This window comes from Bacteroides faecium (assembly GCF_012113595.1).
Taxonomy (GTDB): Bacteria; Bacteroidota; Bacteroidia; order Bacteroidales; family Bacteroidaceae; genus Bacteroides; species Bacteroides faecium.
On the sequence record NZ_CP050831.1, the window covers coordinates 5,765,127 to 5,785,070 of the forward strand.

22 protein-coding genes and 2 tRNA genes are annotated in these 19,944 nt (G+C 42.2%); 8 read left to right on the forward strand and 16 right to left on the reverse strand.

What is annotated here, in order from left to right; genetic code table 11:
* The first annotated feature begins 83 nt into the window (after nucleotides 1-83).
* Complete coding sequence (locus BacF7301_RS21790) at nucleotides 84-773, forward strand: Crp/Fnr family transcriptional regulator (protein ID WP_167966109.1); 690 nt, start codon at nucleotides 84-86, stop codon at nucleotides 771-773.
* Between the two features lie 60 nt (nucleotides 774-833).
* On the opposite strand, the gene BacF7301_RS21795 is transcribed toward BacF7301_RS21790, so the two are convergent.
* From BacF7301_RS21795 to BacF7301_RS21840, 10 genes are all read right to left on the reverse strand, one after another.
* Complete coding sequence (locus tag BacF7301_RS21795; protein ID WP_167966110.1) at nucleotides 834-1,106, reverse strand: type II toxin-antitoxin system YafQ family toxin; 273 nt, start codon at nucleotides 1,104-1,106, stop codon at nucleotides 834-836.
* Nucleotides 1,099-1,314, reverse strand: coding sequence for a hypothetical protein (locus BacF7301_RS21800; protein ID WP_167966111.1), 216 nt, complete (start codon nucleotides 1,312-1,314; stop codon nucleotides 1,099-1,101). The genes BacF7301_RS21795 and BacF7301_RS21800 overlap by 8 nt, the downstream gene beginning before the upstream one ends.
* 183 nt (nucleotides 1,315-1,497) lie before the next feature.
* Complete coding sequence (locus BacF7301_RS21805; protein WP_167966112.1) at nucleotides 1,498-2,775, reverse strand: alginate export family protein; 1,278 nt, start codon at nucleotides 2,773-2,775, stop codon at nucleotides 1,498-1,500.
* 29 nt (nucleotides 2,776-2,804) lie between these two features.
* Complete coding sequence (locus BacF7301_RS21810; RefSeq protein WP_167966114.1) at nucleotides 2,805-3,596, reverse strand: cytochrome c biogenesis protein; 792 nt, start codon at nucleotides 3,594-3,596, stop codon at nucleotides 2,805-2,807.
* On the reverse strand, nucleotides 3,593-4,837 hold the full coding sequence (locus tag BacF7301_RS21815) for a cytochrome c biogenesis ResB family protein (protein WP_167966115.1): 1,245 nt from the start codon (nucleotides 4,835-4,837) through the stop codon (nucleotides 3,593-3,595). Before BacF7301_RS21815 ends, BacF7301_RS21810 begins: the two co-directional genes overlap by 4 nt.
* A 22-nt stretch (nucleotides 4,838-4,859) precedes the next feature.
* Complete coding sequence (nrfA, locus tag BacF7301_RS21820; RefSeq protein WP_167966116.1) at nucleotides 4,860-6,341, reverse strand: ammonia-forming cytochrome c nitrite reductase; 1,482 nt, start codon at nucleotides 6,339-6,341, stop codon at nucleotides 4,860-4,862.
* A 42-nt stretch (nucleotides 6,342-6,383) separates the two neighbouring features.
* Nucleotides 6,384-6,980 carry a cytochrome c nitrite reductase small subunit gene (nrfH, locus tag BacF7301_RS21825; RefSeq protein ID WP_167966117.1) on the reverse strand — a complete coding sequence of 199 codons (597 nt, stop codon included), beginning with the start codon at nucleotides 6,978-6,980 and terminating at the stop codon, nucleotides 6,384-6,386.
* 161 nt (nucleotides 6,981-7,141) lie between these two features.
* Nucleotides 7,142-7,633 carry a DUF4625 domain-containing protein gene (locus BacF7301_RS21830; protein ID WP_167966119.1) on the reverse strand — a complete coding sequence of 164 codons (492 nt, stop codon included), beginning with the start codon at nucleotides 7,631-7,633 and terminating at the stop codon, nucleotides 7,142-7,144.
* On the reverse strand, nucleotides 7,630-9,789 hold the full coding sequence (locus tag BacF7301_RS21835; protein WP_167966121.1) for a TonB-dependent receptor: 2,160 nt from the start codon (nucleotides 9,787-9,789) through the stop codon (nucleotides 7,630-7,632). The genes BacF7301_RS21830 and BacF7301_RS21835 overlap by 4 nt, the downstream gene beginning before the upstream one ends.
* An 85-nt stretch (nucleotides 9,790-9,874) precedes the next feature.
* On the reverse strand, nucleotides 9,875-10,189 hold the full coding sequence (locus tag BacF7301_RS21840) for a hypothetical protein (protein ID WP_167966123.1): 315 nt from the start codon (nucleotides 10,187-10,189) through the stop codon (nucleotides 9,875-9,877).
* Between the two features lie 240 nt (nucleotides 10,190-10,429).
* On the opposite strand from BacF7301_RS21840, the gene BacF7301_RS21845 reads away from it, so the two are divergent.
* Nucleotides 10,430-10,702, forward strand: coding sequence for a DsrE family protein (locus BacF7301_RS21845; RefSeq protein ID WP_245208279.1), 273 nt, complete (start codon nucleotides 10,430-10,432; stop codon nucleotides 10,700-10,702).
* Nucleotides 10,703-10,875: 173 nt separating this feature from the next.
* On the opposite strand, the gene BacF7301_RS21850 is transcribed toward BacF7301_RS21845, so the two are convergent.
* The 3 genes from BacF7301_RS21850 to BacF7301_RS21860 form a co-directional block, all read right to left on the reverse strand.
* The gene (locus BacF7301_RS21850) at nucleotides 10,876-11,493 is read right to left on the reverse strand and encodes an HU family DNA-binding protein (protein ID WP_167966125.1); all 618 of its coding nucleotides are present in this window, start codon (nucleotides 11,491-11,493) and stop codon (nucleotides 10,876-10,878) included.
* A gap of 269 nt (nucleotides 11,494-11,762) precedes the next feature.
* The gene (locus BacF7301_RS21855) at nucleotides 11,763-14,009 is read right to left on the reverse strand and encodes a hypothetical protein (RefSeq protein ID WP_167966127.1); all 2,247 of its coding nucleotides are present in this window, start codon (nucleotides 14,007-14,009) and stop codon (nucleotides 11,763-11,765) included.
* 213 nt (nucleotides 14,010-14,222) lie between these two features.
* Nucleotides 14,223-14,277 (reverse strand) — tRNA-OTHER (locus tag BacF7301_RS21860).
* 319 nt (nucleotides 14,278-14,596) lie between these two features.
* Between BacF7301_RS21860 and BacF7301_RS21865 the strand changes: the two genes are divergently transcribed.
* The 6 genes from BacF7301_RS21865 (at nucleotide 14,597) to BacF7301_RS21890 (ending at nucleotide 17,980) form a co-directional block, all read left to right on the forward strand.
* Nucleotides 14,597-15,316: a WGR domain-containing protein gene (locus BacF7301_RS21865; protein WP_167966129.1), complete on the forward strand. Its 720-nt coding sequence runs from the start codon at nucleotides 14,597-14,599 to the stop codon at nucleotides 15,314-15,316.
* A 109-nt stretch (nucleotides 15,317-15,425) separates the two neighbouring features.
* Nucleotides 15,426-15,698, forward strand: a complete 273-nt coding sequence (locus BacF7301_RS21870; RefSeq protein WP_167966131.1) for a hypothetical protein — start codon at nucleotides 15,426-15,428, stop codon at nucleotides 15,696-15,698.
* Between the two features lie 71 nt (nucleotides 15,699-15,769).
* Nucleotides 15,770-16,717 (forward strand): leucine-rich repeat domain-containing protein, encoded by a 948-nt coding sequence (locus BacF7301_RS21875; RefSeq protein WP_167966133.1) that lies wholly within the window; start codon nucleotides 15,770-15,772, stop codon nucleotides 16,715-16,717.
* 67 nt (nucleotides 16,718-16,784) lie between these two features.
* Nucleotides 16,785-17,087, forward strand: a complete 303-nt coding sequence (locus BacF7301_RS21880) for a DUF7957 family protein (RefSeq protein WP_167966134.1) — start codon at nucleotides 16,785-16,787, stop codon at nucleotides 17,085-17,087.
* A 70-nt stretch (nucleotides 17,088-17,157) separates the two neighbouring features.
* Nucleotides 17,158-17,493, forward strand: coding sequence for a hypothetical protein (locus BacF7301_RS21885; RefSeq protein ID WP_167966135.1), 336 nt, complete (start codon nucleotides 17,158-17,160; stop codon nucleotides 17,491-17,493).
* Nucleotides 17,494-17,575: 82 nt separating this feature from the next.
* Nucleotides 17,576-17,980: a hypothetical protein gene (locus BacF7301_RS21890; RefSeq protein WP_167966136.1), complete on the forward strand. Its 405-nt coding sequence runs from the start codon at nucleotides 17,576-17,578 to the stop codon at nucleotides 17,978-17,980.
* A 288-nt stretch (nucleotides 17,981-18,268) separates the two neighbouring features.
* On the opposite strand, the gene BacF7301_RS21895 is transcribed toward BacF7301_RS21890, so the two are convergent.
* From BacF7301_RS21895 to BacF7301_RS21905, 3 genes are all read right to left on the reverse strand, one after another.
* Nucleotides 18,269-18,814 (reverse strand): hypothetical protein, encoded by a 546-nt coding sequence (locus BacF7301_RS21895; RefSeq protein ID WP_167966137.1) that lies wholly within the window; start codon nucleotides 18,812-18,814, stop codon nucleotides 18,269-18,271.
* A 6-nt stretch (nucleotides 18,815-18,820) separates the two neighbouring features.
* Nucleotides 18,821-19,207: a hypothetical protein gene (locus tag BacF7301_RS21900; protein ID WP_167966138.1), complete on the reverse strand. Its 387-nt coding sequence runs from the start codon at nucleotides 19,205-19,207 to the stop codon at nucleotides 18,821-18,823.
* A 462-nt stretch (nucleotides 19,208-19,669) separates the two neighbouring features.
* Nucleotides 19,670-19,788 (reverse strand) — tRNA-OTHER (locus BacF7301_RS21905).
* Between the last annotated feature and the right edge of the window lie 156 nt (nucleotides 19,789-19,944).

Genomic DNA, 19,944 nt, shown 5'->3' on the forward strand with positions numbered 1-19,944 from the left:
CATTTAATGCCATTTCTCCCTTTTTATTCGTTTATTACGAAGATTTTCCGTAAGTTTGTCCACAATACGAACAACATGATACAATGAAAAAAATACAACTGACCGACACACATAAAGAAAAGCTGTTCCAAATCCCTCTTTTCCGGGATTTGCCCTTGAATATAAAAGAATCTTTATTAGAAAAGCTGGATTTCGTAATCTACGCAGCAGACAAAAAAGAGATAGTCGTCACACAAGGAACACCTTGTAACAAACTGTATGTGTTGTTGGAAGGGAAATTGCGCACGGATATTATCGACGGATTGGGAAATGAAGTAATGATTGAATATATCATTGCGCCACGTACCTTCGCCACTCCTCATCTTTTTAATTCGAACAATACTTTGCCGGCTACTTTCACTGCTCTTGAGGACAGTGTGATACTTATGGCAACCAAGGATTCCACCTTTAAAGTTATCAGCCAAGACCCGCAAGTGTTGCACAATTTTCTCTGCATTGCCGGTAATTGCAACATTTGTACCGTATCACGGCTGAAACCACTCTCCCGAAAGACTGTCCGGGAAAGATTCATCGTTTATTTGTTTGAGCACAAAAAGAAGGATTCTCTGATAGTAGAGATTACACATACGCAATCCCAACTTGCCGAATACCTCAATGTATCGCGCCCTGCCTTATCGAAAGAAATAAATAAGATAATCAAGGAAGGGCTTATGACCATGGAAGGGAAACGGGTGGAAATTCTGAACAAAGTAGCTTTAGAGAAATTCATATAATAAAAAAACAGAGACGGGTTTGAAGCAGAAAAAAGAATAAAACACTTCTCTAAATCTTCCCTAAAACAAATCAGAATGGCTGCCGGTACGTAATAAATTCAATATTTTAACCGAATCTTCCACCACATAGATTAACAGCCAATCCGGTTGGATATGACATTCCCTGCAACCCATGTAGTCACCTTTTAGTTTATGGTCTTTATTCTTATCCGGTAATATTTTCTCTTCAGCTATCAAACGAACCACTTCATTAAGCTTATCAATATCAAGACCTCTTTTTTTAGCAGTTTTCAGGTCTTTCATAAACTGATGCGTTACATTAATCTCAAGCATTTTCTGTTGCTTTTACATAAGCATCAAAAGAATTGAAATGAATCATTTCTCCCTTTTCCATTTCCTCCAAAGCCTTACGGGTAGCATCATTCATATTATTCTGCTTACGCACTTTCGCTATATACGACTTTATTTTTTTCAAGGTATCCTGATTATTTATAGCCATTAAATCCTCCATTACGTCCATTTTCAGACTTTTTGTTTCCATTGTCATATCCATATATACCTCCTCACTTTTTTGCAAATATAATCATTATTTCCTTTTACAATATACTAAAAAACACTGTTTTTGCAGTACCATACACATATATTAATAAGGATATGCCGCTGTTAACTAAAAAATCCCGGTCAACATAAGCCAACCGGGATTCTTATCATTCTGTTTATTTCTCTACCATTTTGTGAAAAACACTCTCGGATTGATATTCAACGATACCCAACCCCAGTCTTGCCAACTCTTATGATTGCCGCCTTTCACTGCATCCATCGTCTTTGTGCCACGCATGAAAGAATATCCTGCGGAAAGTTTCACATCTTTCATCACCGACCAGTTAATCTGATAATCGACTTCCGAACCCAAGGACTTCTTCAAGTCCGGCAATTTAACCGCGGTAGTGAAATAGTGATAATTCAACTCCATATCCACCTTGTCTGACGCACGGAAACGAGCACCGATACGGCTGTCCATTAAACCCGGCGCATAACCGTCCACAAATAGATTCGCATAGAAATAATCCATACTTCCGTAGAACTTATGGTGTGTCCCGTAGAGAGGGTCGAATGCCTTAAACTTGTCGCCGTTTCCCTTATCGCCGCTCAGATAGTCGAAACTTGCCACAACTCCCCATGTCTTGTCAAAAGCATAGGCAGCCTGCACGCTTCCCATTAATGCCGACACTTTCTCAGCATTCTTATTCTTACCCGTCTGATAGTAAAAAGCACCGTCCAGGTTCCAGCTACCGGGCTTATAGGTAAGATACGTTCCCATTGTTTGCAGATAACGGGTATGCGAATCCTGCGTAGCCGCGTCCCCGGTTTCCAATCCCAGGTTCATAAACAATAGAGAAGCGCCGAATGGGATTGCATCCGCTTTATAGTGATACCATACAGTCTGCATATTCTTATAAGGCTGTGCGCCGGAAGCATAATAAGTACCGCCTATCTTCTTCTCGTCATTCTGGTTGAAAGCAAGAATAAGGTGCACTTCGTTATTCTTATTCGCATATCCCAGTTTCAATGCGTCATGATAACGTCCCGCCACATTCCAGTCCAGTCCGCCCAAGATACGCTCATCGTCATAAACCAATGCCTGACGCCCCAACTGGGCAAAAAGGCCGTGTCCGAAATCAAGTTTTGCCCATGCTTCGTTCAGGACAAAACGTCCGTTCTTGTCAATCTGCGGGTCTTGTCCCCAAACTCCGACATGCTGTGCCGACATCTTGATTTCCAAGTCCGACCGCTTGTAGTCAATCGACAAACGGGCACGGTTGTTGATAGACGATGCGGCTTTCACCCCTTCATTGCGAGGAAACCAGGCTCCGTTCCGATACTCCGCCCGAGGTCTGATTTGCATCGACATCGAGAACTCATTTTCCTTCTCCGTGTTTTGTGTGTATGCCATGCTTGGCAATAGCATCATAAGCACTAATGACCAATAAAATGTTTTCATCAATATTGCAATTTTAATGATTTGATATTTCAATTCAAATTATAAGTGTGTACACTGACTCCTTGTGCGGACGGAAGATAATTGATTCCATACCAGCACATCTGTAATAAAACAAACGATACTAATAAAATAACTAATGCCGGACGCGCTTTCAACGGTTTGCCCAAGCGGAAATGGATATATACCAGATAGGCAAACCAAGTTGCCGCCGCCCATGTCTCTTTCGGGTCCCAAGCCCAGTAATGTCCCCAGGCTTCTTTCGCCCAGATAGCGCCCGTTAACATTCCCAATGTCATAAATGCCAGACCTACATAGGTGAGGTTGTCGCATAAATCCATCTCTTTCCGTTCTATTTCTTTCTTTTTGAACCAAAGCAGATAGACAGCCATTACCGTTGCCGCTCCCAACATGGCGTAGGCGAACATGTACACGATGACATGAGGTGCAAACCACGGGCTTTGCAAAGCAGGCATTAACGTCTTATTGTGAATCTCCGGTTTGAAGATATTGATACAGATAAATACCAACGAGAGGATACAACTAAAACTAAGAATCCATTTGTACTTCCAACGCACATAGGTAATCAATCCTGCCAACGGAAGGAAGAAAGAATACCATAAACGCGTCTCTCCCATTGTCCGCATCGGGGGACGTTCCAATGAAATCCACATTCCAATCATAAAGCTAAAGAAAATAGCCAGTCCCAATAAAGTGAATCCGTAAGCCCAGCCCGGCTTCGTTCCCTTCCAGGCTGCAAAAGCTCCGATAGCCCAACAAACCAGTGCGGCTATGGCAAACAGTACAAAATAGTCCCAACTCATGCTTTATCCTCCTCTTTTCTCTTTTGTGCATTCACGAACAGGCAGATAGCTCCTGCCATCATCATTATAATTCCTGCATAAACTATCGGCAACCAGGGGTCGCGCACCAGTTCGAAAACGCTGACATCGCTCCACCGCCCTTTTGTCTCGTCATAACTAAGCTGATAGATTTTCCATCCTTCCACTTCCATCGGGCGGTTTACTTCGATTGTACCTTCGGTTATCGTTCCTTCCTGTGTATAAATCTTCACTTCCGACGCAAACCGTTGCGGTTCCCGTTCCGGCATCACAAGGCTGGTCAGAGAATCCAGACGCATTGCCCTGTACGGAAAGAGAAAACTACCGCAGCTCACCCACCCCTCTTTAGCCAACCGGCTCTTCTGATTGACAGCTTTCAGATACACGGCATACGTTGCCCCCATTGAATGAAATTCTGTGAACTTCAATGTATCTTCGGTAGCTACGGAAGCCGCCATTGGGATAGACTGTTCAATAGTGAGTTGCCAATCCTGCAAATTACCAGTTGACACGCCTTCTTCCAGCAGCAAATGTACCGGAGACTTTTCGGGCAGCGTGCGCCCGGTTTCATTGTCAATCAGCATCAGTTTCGGGGGATACTCGTCGATAGTAAAATTCTTCAGTTCGATAGCCAGCGGAAGTTCCACCAGATGTCCTTTGTCGTCAGTAGCCCGCCATTCGGCATTACCCATGCGGGTTGTCATTTTCAACCGTTGCATATCGGCGTTTCCTAAAGTGGCCGCTATCAACGCGACGAACAATCCGATATGATTGAGAAGGAACGAAAGTCGTATCCACTTAAAAGGAAAGCTGGCACGAAGTATCGTCAGTCCCAATGCAGTGACCATCCAAAAGTAAAGTAGAACGAAAGGCCAGGATGCAATCATCTGTGAGAATCCCAGCAAATCCGTTGAAGCATTTGGAGCATGACCGGAAGGAGCCTGCCGGATAAGTCCCATAACTACCGTCATGCCGACCACCCACAACAAAGCGGAGACGGCAGCGGAATAATGGCTCAACCAACTGAATAAATACACACGTTTACGAAGAAGGTGCATGGCTATCAAGGCAATGATATAAACCACTAACACAACTACATTGACCGGACAGGCAAACAAGTCCCAGTTAATAGCACCCACTGTCATTTGCAGCAATATGCCTATTATCAGTAATCCTGCGCCAATCGCCAGCCCTTCTTTATAACTCCACGGTTTGCTCCACATATATATCTATCTTATATTTATTTTATATCTGCGCCAAACGTCCGTTTTCTTTCGCTTTCTCCAACCAGGCGGGAACGGTTGTTTTCAAGAATTTCTCTTTCGCAGCTCTTTCAGCGTCCATATCCAAGCCGATATATTCCTGTGCCTTTGCCTTCGTCGAGATGTCCGGCATCGGAACATCACCAGTGTATCCGTTCTTCGCCAATACTTTGGATACGATAAGACGGGCTTGCATAGCGCGGTCGAGTCCGTGAGAAAGGATTCTCTGAATTTCCTGCGGTGCATGGAAAGAGCCGCCGTGTGAAGCTACTCCGAAATCCCAACGCCATTGTGCCTGACGAATCAATGCGAGAACATCTTTCATTTGAGCTTCTGTCGCTCCGTTATCCCAGGCAAATTTAGCTTCAATATGCGCTTTCGCCAATTCCTGTTCCAAGCGGTTACGGATTTCGTTCGCTTTGCGTTGGCGTTCGTAAACGTTATTGCGCAAAGTCTCTTCGCTCTCACGATGGCAAACCTGGCAAGTGCGGTCAATCATAGCCAACGGGCTTTGGATATGGTGGTCACTGAATTTCACGCCGCCTTCACTCTTATAAGGCATGTGGCAATCGGCACAAGAGACACCTCTCTGACCGTGGATACCCATCTGGCAAATTTCATAATCAGGATGCTGCGCTTTCAGAATCGGCGTGCGGCTCAGTTTATGGATATAATCGTAGAAACCTGCCTCATCATAATAGGCTTCCATGTCTTCCACCGTGAAACCTTTATCCCAAGGGAAAGTCAGATATTTGCCGTCGCCCTTGAAGTAATATTCTACGTGGCATTGCGCACATACCAGTGAACGCATTTCCTGCGGAGTAGCTTTGGTGATGTCCTTTCCCTGACGTTGGAAAGCTTCAATCAATGCCGGACGGCTGATATGAAGATTCATTGTCTCCGGGTCGTGGCAATCGGAACAGCCTATCGGGTTCACAATCTCAGCGCCCATAGCTCCCCACTTATTATTATAGAAAGAGTCTACGCCTATCGCTTCCATCATGCGGGGAACATCCGGACTCTTGCAAGTCCAGCAAGTTGACGGTTGAGGGCCGTCGGTCGGATTCACGGGTGCTCCGGTGCGAAGTGAAGCGGTAATGTCTTCAATGGCATGCATATGTCCGCGCGGAGTGGAATAATCTTTAGAAAAAGCATAGCCTGCCCAAAGGACAACCATTTCGGGACGTTTTTCCAGTGCGTCAACTGCAATATTTCCATTAAATTCGCTTTCAAAATCGGTCTTTGCCGTTTCCGTCCATGTCTGATATTCACGCGGGAAATCATCCTTGAAGAGTTCATTCCGTGCTTCAATCCCCTTGATGACGTTCTTACGGTTATTGAAGATGCTGGCGACTTCCGCCCTGCGCTCCATCAACGCAGAAACGCATAATCCCAAAACAAACACAACGACCATTGAACCTCCGAACAACAGCCATCCTTGCCATGATTTTAATTTCTTTTCCATTGTATATCGGTTTTATTATTTTATTACGTATTTCATTTCCTGTTACTCTTTATTATCCACCATTTTCCGGAGCCATTCGGGGACGGGCGATTCGGGAAGGGGAACGATAGCTCCCGGAGTGCCGGACAAGGAATTCTTTCCGCCATGTGGAACATCGCGGTGACAATCCCAGCAAGCCTTCCCCTCTCCTACTTGCGACAGCATATAGTCTATCTTCCCCGTCTTCACAAACTCCGTATTGAGCTGTGTATGACAGCGGATACAATTATTCATTATCACTTCGGAACTGGCTTCGTGAGCCTGGATAACCTGCGGTTCGCTTTTGGTGAGAAAGGCGGCGACGTGCTTCATACCGTCTATACCTTTAAAAGTCCATTTCTTCACGGCATTTTCATGCGGCACATGGCAGTCATTGCAAGTGGCGTCGCGGGCGTGCGAACTATGAAACCAAGTCGCGTAATAAGGCGTCATGATGTGGCAATTCACACATGCAGCCGGGTCGTCTCCCAAGTAAGTATGCGCGCGGAGCATATACATAAAGAGCGCTCCCCCGCCCACAATAACACCGCCAATGATGACAGCCGCTACCTTCCATTTATACGAAGGAAAGAGTCGATTTATTATTGGTAACTTCATCATATGAAAAAGTATTTTTTACAAAAGTAAAGGTTTTGAAACAAAAAAGGTGTAATATCTATTACACCTTTCGAAAGAAAAAATATTCTTTAAGCAAAAAAGAAGAATCCGTTGTTCCGCAGACTGAAAATCTTCCGTTTTCCATCTACGGAGAACGATTTATCTTATTCGTCGTGATGATGGTCTTCATCTTCCACTTCGTTGCTCAACTTGATATTGCGGGCGACATAAGACTCATTGCCTGCGGCATCCGTACAATAAACCATCAGGTGATAATCTCCCGAAGTCGCATCGGCGGGTATCACAATATCGTGATGATGGATATGTGCCATCTTCTGTCCCGAGATATCATAGGATTTGTTGAAACTGAAATCTACGGTTTCACCGGTAGCCCTGCTATTGCCGCCATGTGAGTGATGGTCAAAGTTACTGTGTATTTCAATCTTATAAGATTTCAGCATAACGTCGTCCGATAAGTCCATTTCCAAATGAACCCCGTGCTCATTTCCGATTTCCAGGGCTTGCCCCTCTTCCGGTTCGTGAAGTTCAATCAGCGGTTTGGTGGTATCACTGGAGTCGTCGTTATCGCAAGAGATAAATATAAAAGCGAACAGAGCCAAAAAGGCAATCATCGGGAGATAAAATTTATTTTTCATTTTAGGATTTTTTTAAATGGAATTTTGATTAATAACTGGAAGTTGCGTCCCGGTTCGGGGATTTCAACTTTCCTGTAAAAGCTAAGATGATTGTAATATCGGGTATTGAAGATATTACGGGCGGTCAGGGTGATTTCTATTTCACTGTTTCCACCCATCGGAATGTTTAACGAGCCGCCCAGATGGAACAGGTTTGCCCCGGACGTACGGTCTTCGTTACGGTCGACACGGTTCTGACGGGCGATACTTTGCCATTCGGCATAAAGCATATAGCGTTTATGCTGCCAGGTCAATGTATTCCGCATACCGGGCGGCGGAGAGAAACTCAACGGAATATGTTCGTCACAATTATAGGTGTAGACATATTCGGCGGAGATACGGTAATTGAAGTTACGCAGAAAGCGGACATCTATCGTAGCTTCCGTTCCCGCGAATAATGCTTCTGCTCCGGTGTAGCGATAGATTTGCCCGGCATGGGGCAATACAGACCATTCTCCGGTAGGACGCAGGAAGATATAATTGCTGAACCAACTGACAAAGGGGGAAACGGAAAAAGAGATTCCCCGGTAGTTCAGGTTATAAGAGGCGTCCAGTTGCCAGCCTTGTTCGGACTTCAGCGTCGCGTCTCCCTGCTCATGGCGGAAAGTGCCGTGATGCACACCGTTGGCGGCAAGCTCGTTCGCACCGGGCAGGCGGAAACTGCGTCCGACATTCAACTTTATCATATGAGCGACCGAGGGTGTCCACACAAGTCCTAAAGAAAAGGAGTAATCACCGAAATGCTTCTTCACTGCGTGGCTGTTCCACTTATAGAAGTCTATCTGCTCCTGTTCATATCCTTGTTTTTGCAGATAATCGGCAAGATAGGCGTCTTCATGGGCAGAGATGTTGATATGTCCGTAGTCATATCGTGCTCCGCCGCTAATGGAGAGGACATTGTTAGGTCGATAGGTGGTGAGCCAAAGCAGTCCGGTGGTGGAACGGTGGTATTCGGGCAGTAAGAACGAATAGCCGGATATGCCGTTTCGTTGATGCTGTCCGTCCCAACCCAGCGTATGTTCCCACGAGGAAGAACCGACAAAGCGGGCTTTTACCGAAGCACTGTAAGTATTCAGGTTAAAAGCCAGTTCTTTGTCCGGGTCTTTCTCCGGTGCGGGTTGCGAACCGTAGTGGGTATGGAAGGCACTCCATTCTTCACGATGGTTGTTCTGGAAGCCCAAATCACCTGACAGGATTAGTTTCTCCCACGCGTATTGCTGATGGGTAGTCACTTTCAGATGATTCACTTTGCTATATGGCAACTCAATATTGCGGCTGTCTCCGTCATCTTCTACTCGGGACGCGTCGGGCACGCCGTGCGCTCCCGGAAAGAAACCGGTCTTTTGATATACATTGCTTACGGAGTAGTTCGCCTTATATCCTTTTCTTTGATATTGGGTGAAGAATCCGACGTTGCGTTCGATACCTGCCGTGTTCTTTAACTTACGTCCGTAGACGGGCATTTTCTGCGTGAGATAAACGATGGTATCCGTAGGGATACGATAATCTCCGAAATGCTGTTCCGAGTAGCGGATATGGGAGTACCAGGCATTCTTCTTTATTCCCAGCATCAGTGAGCCGCCAATTGTTCCATTGACAGATTTGCTCAGGAGAGTAACGTCTCCAAAGATACTGTTGTCAGCAGGGACGGGTGGCGGGGTTATATCAATCACTCCGCCCATCGCGTCGCTGCCGTAAAGCAAGGAAGCGGGCCCTTTGAGGACATTGACCGCTTCGATATTGAAAGCATCGAGTTCCAGTCCGTGGTCGGCTCCCCATTGTTGCCCTTCCTGCTTGACGCCATTCTCCAATACGGCAATCCGGTTGAATCCCATTCCGCGAATCATCGGTTTGGAGAAGCCGGAGCCTATATCCATCGCTTGCACGCCGGGTATGTTCTCCATTGCCTGCATGAAGTTTCCTGTAAAATGTTTGCGCAGAAAATCCTGATTTATCACTTCAACCGTGAGCGCAGACTTCTTGGCTTGACGTTGTTGGTACGTTTCCGTCACCACAACATCAGGCAAAAGCATGCTCTTGATTGAATCGGACTTCTGTGCGTGGACGGGTAAGGCTACAATCAGCCCCAGTACGCCCGAAATAATTCCGATACGCATCAATTACAATCTTTATTTAATGTGTAAAATGAGTGTGAGGACAGGTTACTGTGAATCTGTCTTCTTGGTAAATTTAAGTATGTAATTATGCGACAGGGGGTGCACGCAGTTGATGCGAATAAGTCCGTTTGCAAACGACCTTATCCTGGTAAATGATTGGCTCGTAAGGCACGAGCGTTAATGTACAATGAAATTCTACCGGTTGAGGTTCAGTAAAGAAAGAAAGGGAGTATTGACATATCGCACAATCATCGGATGACTTGTGAGAGTGCCCGGCATGAGAACATGACTTTTCATCCTCGCTTCCATGATAGTGAAAGGTCTTCACTACAAAGAAAGGAATGAATGTCATGAACAACACCCATGCTATGTATGCTCTTATTTTTCTCTTGTGATACATTCTCCCTCTATTGGTTATATAGAATAGCGGGAACAAATATAGGGGTATGAAAGAGAACTGACAAATTATCAGGCTTAATATGTGTTATTTAAAGAATCTGTAACAAACGAAATCTAAATTTAATTCACTACTTTTGCTGTATTGAACATTTTAAATTTAAAACAATGAATGAAAACGACAAGTTAAATATCCTGTGGACAACGGACAGACAATAAAGATACGATCTTTAATATGTTGTCAATGTACGCAATAAACTCTAAAAACAGAGGTTGGTGGAAACATATAAATGTAATCCTTTGGGGAGCATCGGTAAGATTAGTGGCAAACGATACACAAGTTCAGACAGAAGTATTGGAAATGCTACAATCAGGAATTACAATTGAAGCATGCCAGGATTGTTGCAACAATTTTGGAGTAACTTCAATTATTATCAATTTAGGTATTACCGTTAGATACATGGGAGCTCCACTAACAGAATATCTGAAAAATGGAGAAAAAATACTATCTATTTAAGAACCTGTTTTTAAACTAGATACTGCATCTCTTTCAATGTCCAAGTAAGGATTACAAAACTATAACAATAGAACATTACGCATTGTTTTATTGAAGAAAGTTATGTAATATAATAAAATCTCATATCAAAAACTTTTTGTTTATCAAGCTTCTTTGAGAAATCGATTATTATCTCATTCTTCCAGCTTCCACACATAAAACACATTCCTTCCCGCCCCTCTCTTACGCAGTTTCCCTTCTTGGATAAAAGTATTCAAGTCATCAACAGCTTTCAATCGAGCTACCCCTGTCAGCCTGCTGTATTCTATGCGGGTGATTCCGCCGTTCTTTTTCAGAAACTCCTGTAACATTTGAAGACGTTGTTCGACAGGTATCTCCGTTTTGCTGACAGTCCGTCCCGATTTGGGCACACGTTCAAGTCTCATTTCCCGTCTTACCTTCAATTTAAAATTTTTGGAAGTACGCAGGTGTACATTGTCAAAGCAGATAGATTCGGAACGGATTTCTTTTTTAGTCATTACCTTCTGAGTGCATTTCAAAGAGACACTAAGATGTCCCAGCTCTCCAAGCTCCACAATATAGCCACGCGCCAAGAGATTACCAAGTTCATCTATTACAGCCCCCAACACCCCGTCAACCATATTCTGGGGAAAATGTTGATAACGTGACACACGTTCTATAAACTCTTTTTGGGAATAAGTACCGCTCGGAACTATCCGTGCATGAAGGGGTTGCTTCTCGCCGGTATTCTGAACGTCCGGTGTCTCATACAAATCATAATACGCACTCATAAGCAGCTATATTTTATTGATTACCATTTATCATTTTCTTGCCTGATATTTAATCTCTCTTATACCAATCATTAGTTCTTGATTAGTATATATTTATTCGTCTGACTATAGTGTAACTTGCATCTGACTATAGTTACTCTTTCGTCTGACTATAGTTAGACGAAAAAACAACTATAGTCAGACGATTAGTTTATTGCATGCAAAGATATACTTTATCGCAATACAACTTATAAATATTAGGAAGAAAAGACTTAGTTGACCGCCAGAAATTAATCACCCAACAGCAACTTAGTCACGGCAGCAGTATTCAATGCCCATTCACGGGTATATACTTCGGCCGCTTCCGGTGTATCAACCAACTTCAATCCCTGTACCTGCGCCTTGACAGCCAACAGTTCGCCGACGGTGGTTTTCGCATCCAATTTATCCAGGTACTTTTCGACAGCTTGTGTATCCAAAGAAAGAATAGTCTGTCCGCCGAAAGGTATTTCCAGCCAGACGATTTCTCTCTCTTTCACTTTCAATACCCCGAAAACAAGTCCTTTCTGCAAACTTTGGGAGACACGTACCTGATGCTGAACGCAAGAAGGGTCGTATGCCACTCCGGTCTTCTCTGATATCCTCATCGGATAAGCTGAGTTCATCCAACCGACTACCAGATTAGGAGAGATAGCACCATTGCTATACGCATTGCAAGTGAAAACCACATACTGCGCACCTACACGGTTCAGCTCATTCAAATCCAGTTCGATATACTCGGCAGTACCTTTCTTGTCGGGGATGCTTCGGATATCTCCGCTATGCTTGGCACCGATAGCCTGCAAGTTGAAATAAGAGCAAACTTCCGTCGTTGACGGCAAAGTGATGTGGCAACTCAAGTCCATATCCAAATGCTGTGCCGGAAGCCCTTTTCCCCACTGCATGAACAGGCGCACCTTATCCCCTTCTACCGGGAAACGTGTTCCCTGCAAGGCACAGGAAGTATCCTGAACCGTCTCGCTACGGTCGCCGATAGACAACGGGATATGGAACAACATAGGGTCGATATATATGCTTTTGTTCTCTCCCTCGACCACCGCGTTAGCAAAACGGGCAGTCACGACTTCCTTACACAAGTCCTGCACATCTTTCACCATTGCTTTCAACTGGTCTTCCATATAAAGACTCACCAAATAGTGAGGTTCTATCAAATGAGCATTACCGCCCAAAGGTTTCACCATTCTCTTATGTCCTTGCTCAAAGTAGTTCTCCGCATACATACCCAAAGTGACCACCAGACGGGCCGGCAACAAATGAACGACTTCCTTGAATGCAGCCAACGTCTCTTCCGGCCCGAACCAAAGCATATTGGCAAACAAGGAACGTGCGAACATACCCGGCCGCTGCTTCAACAAGGCGAAAGTCTGTGCGGCATCCGCCTTCAAACGGTAACGGTCCACCTCTCCCTGCCAAACCGTATATGTCTGACAGTAGAATACATCCATCAACTCCTTCAAGTTCCCGAATCCCGGCTTACGGGCATATTCCGCCAAACGCAGCGCACGTATCATACGTACCCACATCTCCCTTTTCGGATGCATGATTTCGCAAGCCTTTTCCGCGTTCATCTCCAGGTTATTCAGCCAGAGGGCTACCATTTTACATTCACGGCGGACGTATTTCAACTTCAGTTTCTCACGCTTCGTCTGAGCAGCCGAACGGCTTTTATCCAAAACAGCAGTTATATGCGCATTGTTTCTACCCGCCTTACGGATGATAGTCTTAGGTTCGATGATTTGCAGGAATCCGGTTTTCTTATACCACAGATAACGCAATATATCGTTCGGAGTGGAGAAATAGATTTGCGCTTCCTGCGCCCTGTCCTGCTCCACCAATGTATCTATCACCAGCATCAAAGTTTCTTTCATCTTGATTCCGACTGCCGGCAACGGAAGTTCGCCAAGCAAAATCTTCAAGCTATCCACTTGCGTGGCATCAAGAGCCGTACGCGATTCAAGCAGGTCGCGGAAGAAACCATTCAAATCCTCTTCCCGCCAAAGTTCAAGGACTTTTAGCTTGCTTCCCTGTCCGAAGTATTCCGTAGCGGCCGTTTCAAACGGAGTTCCGCAGAACGGGCAGCCGTTGTATCGCTCCAAAGGGAAGGTATTATCGGGAATCACATGTCCGCAGGGCAGCTTCACGCCTTTCTTGCTATTGAAGATGTTGGCAATCCATGTTATCAAATGGTCTAATCCTGTTTCTCCGGTAGGTGTATCCCAGCCTTTCACCAATGGAGCCCAATTGAGCGTCACGCCCAATACTTCCTTCATCACCTGAAGAATCTCCACTTGTTGCGCCGGGTACAACTGGTTGACAGCATGCAGCAACTCCTCGGACAGAGTATATCCTACTTTACGGAGTTGAGCAACCAATGTTACAGTAGTCGAAGTCAATGCTTCGCGCTTTTCTGTTCCTTCTATCACTGGCAAATAAATTGCATTTTGCCTGATAGTTACTTTCAACAAATCTTTTTTCATACGTTGTGTTTTTTAAGTAAGGTAATCGGGAGACTGTGAATCAATGGAGCATTCCTGCGGTTTTTGAAGTAAGCCTTCCTTGACCTTAGTTTATAAAAAGAGGTAGAACAGACTGGATTCAAACCAGTAATATTCACTTTTAAGAAGTAAGCTCCGGTTGACCTCATTTCAGATAATCCCGAAGCTACTGTCCTACCTCTATATTTGTTTTTGTGGAGCAGACCGGAGTCGAACCGGTGACCGTCTCTACCCACTGAGCTACTGCTCCTTTGCGAAACTGGAAAACGGATAATCGCACTGGTAATGTTCTACCTTAAAGAGTGTGTTGAAGTAACCCGTACTTGACCTGTTTTCTTGTTTCTTCGACAAAGATAGGCGCAGTGATGCGCAGCCTTTTTGCGTAACTCAAACTTTTTTGCTGTTTTCTCGAAAAAAACAGTAAAAAAAAGAATGAACGGAACTTATTTTGCAAGAATACAGAAGAAAAACGAAGACATATAGGTGATAACTCAACAGTTTTCATACTTTTGCGTATAGTGGAGATATCAACGCATTAATCTCCCTGCCAACAATAAACACACAATATTATGAAAAGAGCATTTATTTGTAAAGGCGAGAAATCTCACAAGTTCTGGTGTATTGATTATAGTGACTGTGATTTCTCCGTAAATTACGGCAAGTCCGGCAGCATCGGTAAGTTTGAAATCAAGGAATTTGAGACGGAAGAAGAATGTATGAAACAAGCTGAGAAACTTATTCGCTCGAAAGAGAAAAAAGGATATGTGGAAGACACCGGATTTGACTTTATGAACAGAATCTATATCGATTCCGAAGAATACGGATTGCATCCCAAAACTTCCCACCCCCGATTTACCGAACACTTTACGGAAGAATTCTACTACGACTGTATAGACGAAGAAACACCGTTCGGCAGCGATGAGGGAAGTGATACTTTGGATTCGCTTGAAGAAGCTATCAGAAAAAATCCTAATCTCAACTTCACGGATTATCCCCAATATTTAATAGAACATGACTGGGGCATGGAATATATCCCTGTTGAAACTCTCGACCCGGAATCAATTAAGGAACTGGCTTCGAAAAAAGAAATGGACATGACACAAAGCGACATGGTGACTTACGCTACCGCTTTTGGACAAATAAAAATCACCGGTCATCTCTCACCCGAATTACAGGAACGGGGAGTAAAGGCTATCAAAAGACTAGCCTTGCTTTGGGGAAATGATTTGACCGAGATTCAAAGCAGAATGATTGATGACTTGCTTTCATTTCCTATCGGTAAGGATTGATAATATGAAACTGATAGGTAGTAAATATATGAGGATAATAGAGGTTAGGAACCACACTATGAGGTGTGGTTATTAATACATTAGTAACCTGTAAATAGAAAAAATAAAAGTGACTGAAAATATTTATAGCAAATATAAAACTCTATTAGATGAGTTAGAAACAAATTTTGATGATGACCCAATGAAAACGATGTGCCAAATGGTTGATTTATATGAAAATTTGAATGGCACATATTTTCACGATTTATCTGATAGCATAAGTCTATGGATTACAGAAAATGGTAATGAAAAAATTTTAAAGTACATTGAAGATAAACATAATCCAAAATTGAAGAGATTGCAGGATTTTTTACTTTACAAACTTCAAAATAGAGGTTACTAACAAGCGAATTAACTGCCCTAACGGTCAGTTATTCACAAACCATTAGTAGCAATTAGAAACAAATAAATAGTATGGAACATTTCCAAGAAGTACCAGATATAAATCGGTTAATAATATCTCCTCTTTATTTAAGAGAAGGATTAGAGTTTGCCAAAAATCAAGGCTATAATAATATTTTAATAGATGCCCATACAACAACGACTGACATCTATGGTATTTCCTGTAAACACACATTAAATGTAAGTCTAATATGTGAATATGATTTTATTGAAACCTTGATTGTTCAAGGGTACGACTATACAATAGAGCCATGCAATTTAAATCAACTAAGTGTTTTACCACGCTTAAATAAACTGGGACTTTGGGCTGATAAGGTCTTTACTATTGATTTCAGTCTATTCTCAAAACTTGAAGAATTAGAGTATTATTATACCAAACAAACAGAAAATGTAGATACTTTAATAAACCTGAAACGACTACATATTTATAATCTCAAATCTGAAGAGTTGGAAGAACTGAAAAGCATGAATTTATTAGAAGAACTGACACTATGGGATGCCAAAAATATAAATTTGAATGGTTTATGTCAATTAACTAATATAAGAATGTTAGATATTGTTCGTTCTCGAAAAATGATAGATATTAGAGGTTTGTGTAATTCAAATAGACTTGAAGAATTAACATTGTCTTATTGCAATAACATAACAGACATTAGTGTGTTGAGCCATATATCAGGACTTAAAACACTTAGGTTGCTTAACTGTAAACAACTTCAAGATTTAGCCCAATTAGTACCCAACAATACTATTGAGCATATCAATATTTCAAGTTTAAAAGACTTGTTATTTTTGGAAGGCATGAAGCAACTCAAATCCTTGTGTTTTGATGATGTGATTAACGGAGATATATCTCCATTATTGGGCTCGCACTCTTTAGAGTCTGTAAGTATGGTTTCAAAAAAGAAATATTCTCATACAGAAAAGGAAGTGAACCTAATACTGGAAATGAATAATAAATAGCTACTAACAAACCGGGCTAACGCTTACAGCGTTCTCCGCTTAGCCATTAGCGATAAGAAACGAAATAATGAATAAGTTGAATATAAAAGATTTGGAAGTAAAAGAACAATTAGGCTACAAAGATATTGTAGTCAAATTATATAATGTTCCGGTCAAATATAGATGTAATAGAAATATCTTTGGGGAAAATCTGCAAGGAGAAGTTGTGTGGCAAGTTGCAGATGTGAACCCTAATTTAGATGCTCCTTTTACCCATATAATGCCATTCGATAATGAAAAAATAAAGGCATATAATTGGCTCGGAGCTTATTATTACATAAATATATTAGACGGAAAAATTATACTACTTCCAAAGCAAAGGTTGTGGTAATAAAATATCGGTAACAACGAAAGATAGCATCTGACGATGCTCCTTTCTAACCATTGGTAATAATAGAATTATGAGAAAAGAAGTTGAACAATTAGCTTTAATGGGTGCAATGCCCGATGAAACAGACGAACCAACAGATGTATTGATTGATAAATATGCAGACTTATTAGGTAAGATAACTAAGCCTATCACTTTGGATGAAGCGCATATTTTAATCAAGCTCTTTCCACCTACTGCTTTATATGGGATAGAATGGACATTGCTACATTTGATAGAGTCTGTGTATCCGGAAACAGAATTTGTTGAATACAAAGAACTTATAAATGAATGTAATAGTGTTGAGTTCAGAGAAATGTTAGTTCAACGTCTCAATAACTCACAACAAAACAAAGTTACTAACAAGTAGATAAGCAGCCCTAACGGTCAGCTATCTACAACCCATTATCAACAGAGAAAAAAAATGAAAGCATTATAGAATAGCAATAAATATGATTAAGCAAACCAAAATTTTTAAATTTATAATCCCTATTGTAGTATTCATTCTATTGTATGCTGTCTCAACAATTAGAAACAATAATGTAAGAAAGGATGGCATATATTCTATAGTAACTCTTGTTAAATACGGTTCTGCTTATAAAGGGCAAAGTGCAAAATATGAATTTGTATATAATAAGACTTTATATAAAGGAAGTTTTTTTATATCATTTGCCGAGAGTAAAAACACTCCAATCGGAACCCGTTACTTTGTAACATTCTTAGCAAAAGCCCCCGACCAACATCTTATATTAGACAGCGTACCATCCTGGTTTACTCTAAAAGCACCAGATAAAGGATGGAAAACATTACCTACACAAAAACAACTACGAATAATGATGAAAGATAGCTTGAATTAAAATGCTGCCACCGAACTTAATTTGGAAATTAATAAACGAAAAATGAAACAGAAATACTATATAATCAAACTCTTATTGAAAATATGGTTTGAAATATTATGTATTAGTCTATTGTGTACTACGGGTATTCTTTGGCTAAGGACTCAAAATATAAAACCTGTACCAGATATAGAAAGATTCGTCCCGAACAGATAAAACTATTTTGGTCAGTTATCGAAAAGAAGTGTATATTGCATTGGAAAAGCATCTTATATCAACTGCGTATGTACGGCACTTACCATCATAGGATTAATTATCACCCTGTAATGATTGCATATAAACAGAATCCAGAACAGCACCTTCCCAATGAACAGCAGGCGGGTATTGTTTCCAACCTCTTTCCGGTGGGGACAGTACCCATGTGGGGACAAACTCGTCCCCGAAAGCCTTATTGTATTCTGGGTTGCTGACGGCATACCTCACTATGATGCGCAAAGGATTGCTGACACCCAAAAATTTGGGATATGTCGTTGTAGTATTATATTTCACCCCATCCACATAAAAACCGAACTGGCGTACCTTATGTCCCCCTTTAATGACACCCGACACTTTTTCATAAGTGGCTAAAGTGTATCGGTTGCCTTCTGCCAACGCACGGGCTTTATGTATATTATTATACCATGTCCAGCCGGAACCTGACATTGCGAAAAGATATAAAAGGTAAATGGATAACGAAGTCTTTTTCCCATCCGTAGCCCACTGCTTTTTCAATAGCGAGCCTACTATCATAACAAAAGCCCCCACCCCTAACAGGGAGACACAAACCAAAACCGGAATATTCATGTACTCTATCATACTGTCTTAGAATATTCTTTTCTTCAAATAATATACCCAAAAATCAATAGCCTTGCCGATAACGACACCAAAAACACTAAGTGCCAACGCTATGTAAGCTGCAACAATGAACGGTTGTTCGTCTATCCACTTATTGACAAGTACGGACATCCGGGAAAGGACACCACCCGCAACAGTCAGGACGATAGCCAGGGCAATATGTATCTCCACCAGCTTATCCTGTCTATTTGAATCTATTTCGTCATCTTTTAAATACCTGACAAGCCACAGGCACGGAACAAACAGAAACAACATGAAAAATGCAATAATCGCCATTTCTTCCCCGGAGATTTCATGCAATCCTCTGCCGAAAAAGCGGAAACCGAATATTACTGCTATACAGGAAGTTATCATTTATGCCACTATTTTTAGTTTGTATTCTTAATCGTACATTCTTTCTCAATAGCCTGACAATTCGTTTCCGGCTATCCTAATTCTTACCACCGGAAGCGCATCTACGGAGAGTAGAATTGTATCGGCTTTGTTACTAATAACTCCTGATTCATATCGGATTCTTTGATTTACAAAGTTACGGATATGACAGGAAAAAGGCAAATTTAAATCAAGAAAAGATAATAAACACGCGGATATACGATATTGATAACAATAACGAACAGCACTTCAATCTGCAAAGCAAGCATCCGGAGATGCCTGTATCGTTTCAATAGAGATCAACAATTTGCCTGATAGATACTTTCAACTAATCTTTTTTCATACGTTGTGTTTTAAGTAAGGTAATCGGAAGACTGTGAGTCAATGGAGCATTCCTGCGGTTTTGAAGTAAGTCTTCCTTGACCTTAGTTGATAAAAAAGAGGTGGAGCAGGCCGGAGTCGAACCGACGACCGTCACGGGATAGAAGTAAATCTTAATTGACCTTTTTATCAAGATGATCTCAAGATTAAAGATGATGCTCTACCCACTGAGCTACTGCCCCTTTACGAAACAGGAAAACGGATAATCGTACTGGTAATGTTCTACCTTAAAGAGTGTGTTGAAGTAACCCGTACTTGACCTGTTTTCTTATTTCTTCGACAAAGATAGGCGTAGTGGTGCGCAACCTTTTTGCGTAACTCAAACTTTTTTGCTGTTT

Coding starts and splice junctions, on each gene's coding strand:
- BacF7301_RS21790 (WP_167966109.1), top strand. CDS start 84: ATGAAAAAAATACAACTGACCGACACACATAAAGAAAAGCTGTTCCAA.
- BacF7301_RS21795 (WP_167966110.1), bottom strand. CDS start 1,106: ATGCTTGAGATTAATGTAACGCATCAGTTTATGAAAGACCTGAAAACT.
- BacF7301_RS21800 (WP_167966111.1), bottom strand. CDS start 1,314: ATGGAAACAAAAAGTCTGAAAATGGACGTAATGGAGGATTTAATGGCT.
- BacF7301_RS21805 (WP_167966112.1), bottom strand. CDS start 2,775: ATGAAAACATTTTATTGGTCATTAGTGCTTATGATGCTATTGCCAAGC.
- BacF7301_RS21810 (WP_167966114.1), bottom strand. CDS start 3,596: ATGAGTTGGGACTATTTTGTACTGTTTGCCATAGCCGCACTGGTTTGT.
- BacF7301_RS21815 (WP_167966115.1), bottom strand. CDS start 4,837: ATGTGGAGCAAACCGTGGAGTTATAAAGAAGGGCTGGCGATTGGCGCA.
- nrfA (WP_167966116.1), bottom strand. CDS start 6,341: ATGGAAAAGAAATTAAAATCATGGCAAGGATGGCTGTTGTTCGGAGGT.
- nrfH (WP_167966117.1), bottom strand. CDS start 6,980: ATGATGAAGTTACCAATAATAAATCGACTCTTTCCTTCGTATAAATGG.
- BacF7301_RS21830 (WP_167966119.1), bottom strand. CDS start 7,633: ATGAAAAATAAATTTTATCTCCCGATGATTGCCTTTTTGGCTCTGTTC.
- BacF7301_RS21835 (WP_167966121.1), bottom strand. CDS start 9,789: ATGCGTATCGGAATTATTTCGGGCGTACTGGGGCTGATTGTAGCCTTA.
- BacF7301_RS21840 (WP_167966123.1), bottom strand. CDS start 10,189: ATGTATCACAAGAGAAAAATAAGAGCATACATAGCATGGGTGTTGTTC.
- BacF7301_RS21845 (WP_245208279.1), top strand. CDS start 10,430: ATGTACGCAATAAACTCTAAAAACAGAGGTTGGTGGAAACATATAAAT.
- BacF7301_RS21850 (WP_167966125.1), bottom strand. CDS start 11,493: ATGAGTGCGTATTATGATTTGTATGAGACACCGGACGTTCAGAATACC.
- BacF7301_RS21855 (WP_167966127.1), bottom strand. CDS start 14,009: ATGAAAAAAGATTTGTTGAAAGTAACTATCAGGCAAAATGCAATTTAT.
- BacF7301_RS21865 (WP_167966129.1), top strand. CDS start 14,597: ATGAAAAGAGCATTTATTTGTAAAGGCGAGAAATCTCACAAGTTCTGG.
- BacF7301_RS21875 (WP_167966133.1), top strand. CDS start 15,770: ATGGAACATTTCCAAGAAGTACCAGATATAAATCGGTTAATAATATCT.
- BacF7301_RS21880 (WP_167966134.1), top strand. CDS start 16,785: ATGAATAAGTTGAATATAAAAGATTTGGAAGTAAAAGAACAATTAGGC.
- BacF7301_RS21885 (WP_167966135.1), top strand. CDS start 17,158: ATGAGAAAAGAAGTTGAACAATTAGCTTTAATGGGTGCAATGCCCGAT.
- BacF7301_RS21890 (WP_167966136.1), top strand. CDS start 17,576: ATGATTAAGCAAACCAAAATTTTTAAATTTATAATCCCTATTGTAGTA.
- BacF7301_RS21895 (WP_167966137.1), bottom strand. CDS start 18,814: ATGATAGAGTACATGAATATTCCGGTTTTGGTTTGTGTCTCCCTGTTA.
- BacF7301_RS21900 (WP_167966138.1), bottom strand. CDS start 19,207: ATGATAACTTCCTGTATAGCAGTAATATTCGGTTTCCGCTTTTTCGGC.